At 55.0% G+C, this 1,379-nt stretch carries 1 protein-coding gene and 1 pseudogene; both read left to right on the top strand.

Annotated elements, in window-relative coordinates; genetic code table 11:
* Window positions 1-176: pseudogene (locus E0F99_RS30835) on the top strand (IS110 family transposase); the annotation flags it as partial.
* A 584-nt stretch (window positions 177-760) separates the two neighbouring features.
* On the top strand, window positions 761-1,357 hold the full coding sequence (locus E0F99_RS29830; RefSeq protein WP_130909135.1) for an imm11 family protein: 597 nt from the start codon (window positions 761-763) through the stop codon (window positions 1,355-1,357).
* The last annotated feature ends 22 nt before the right edge of the window (window positions 1,358-1,379 follow it).

The raw sequence follows: 1,379 nt of genomic DNA, 5'->3' as shown, positions 1-1,379 counted from the left end.
GCATCAGGTCAAAAGCTTGGAAGCCGCTGTATGAAGGTTACCTGGCCAGGGGCCTGAAAACGACTCAGGCCCTGGTCATCATCGCCCGCAAGCTGGCACGTATTGCGTTTTCACTCATGAAAAATCAGAGCGAATACCAGTCAAAAGCGGTTTTGGAGGCTTCCCCTCAACCATAGAATCTCCCACATTAGATTGAGTTCAGCCACCAAGATCAGGTCGGCTAGCAGGCCGCCTCGGTTTTGCTTTTGATTTAACCACTCAGGTCGGCTACTAGGCCGCCGTGCTCTTGCTTTTGATCTTGATCTTGATCTTAGGCGCCCCGTTAACCACGCTGGCCGAACGCAGGCTTTGGAGCGTGGGTAAACCGGCAGGACGCCGGGTTAGCCGCGATGGGCCAAGGATGGCCCATGGCGGCGGCCCACGGTCCAAAGCCTGCGTGAGGGCACACCGAGCCTAAGCGAGGTGCCGAGTGGTGGGGCAAGAGCCCTTTTGGTTACTTTTGGGGCTCTTTTCCAAAAGTGACCCGCCGTAAGGGCGGAACCACAAGCGGCCGTTACCGCAGCAACGGATATGTACCCAGCGCCCCCCGCGACAACCAAAGAACTCAACCCATAAAAAGATGTGTAGATACCTATGCTGCGATGGCGGTGTATCAGTCGTGCATTCGCTGGCAGACCCACCGCCATCGCGAGCAAACGCGGTTCCCACATGACTCAGGTGCTTCATACTGTCGGCTGGCGCGGGGGAAAGGATGAATGACATGCGGTATTACTTACTCAGACCGGATCACGCAGTACCGGAAAAATGGGTACTTGGGGACATACGGCACGTTAATAACTGGCACTTCAGAGATCCGCCGGTTAATTACATGGAGCCAGGCAGTTACACCCTCGACGTCAGGGTTGAAGGCGCTGAGGTTGATTACGCTTTAGCGGGTTATGGCAGTGTCCCGGTATTGAGCAGAAGAGCGCGTGATGCATTAGTGGGCTTGCCGGAGGTGGATGAGCCTTATCACCACCTCGTACTTGAGCCGGTGCAAATCGCGAACACGCGCGTTGAACAGGACTATTTCGTGATGATCATCGAGACGCAGGTTGAATGCGTTGATGAACAGCGCTCGGAATATCAGCGGTATACCGTAGATGATCCGGTGAGGCCAGACTTGGCGGGGGATTATCGCGGCTTTACCAGGCTCGTTATTGACCCGGTAAAAGTAGCTCGCCGAGATATTTTCAGGCTTAAGCACTATCTAGGCGCAATCATCGTCAGTGAAGAAGTAAAACGTCGCTTCGAAAGAGCTGGGGTAGTCGGCCTAGCATGTGATTCCGTGAATGGAGCCAAACCCAAGGTAACCTAGGCGCGAACAGCCGGTTGCCCAC

Origin of the sequence: Pseudomonas antarctica, assembly GCF_900624995.1 — a bacterium.
GTDB classification, from domain to species: domain Bacteria; phylum Pseudomonadota; class Gammaproteobacteria; order Pseudomonadales; family Pseudomonadaceae; genus Aquipseudomonas; species Aquipseudomonas antarctica.
Note: the sequence above shows the minus strand (reverse complement) of the source record. Positions and strands in the feature narration are given on the sequence as shown.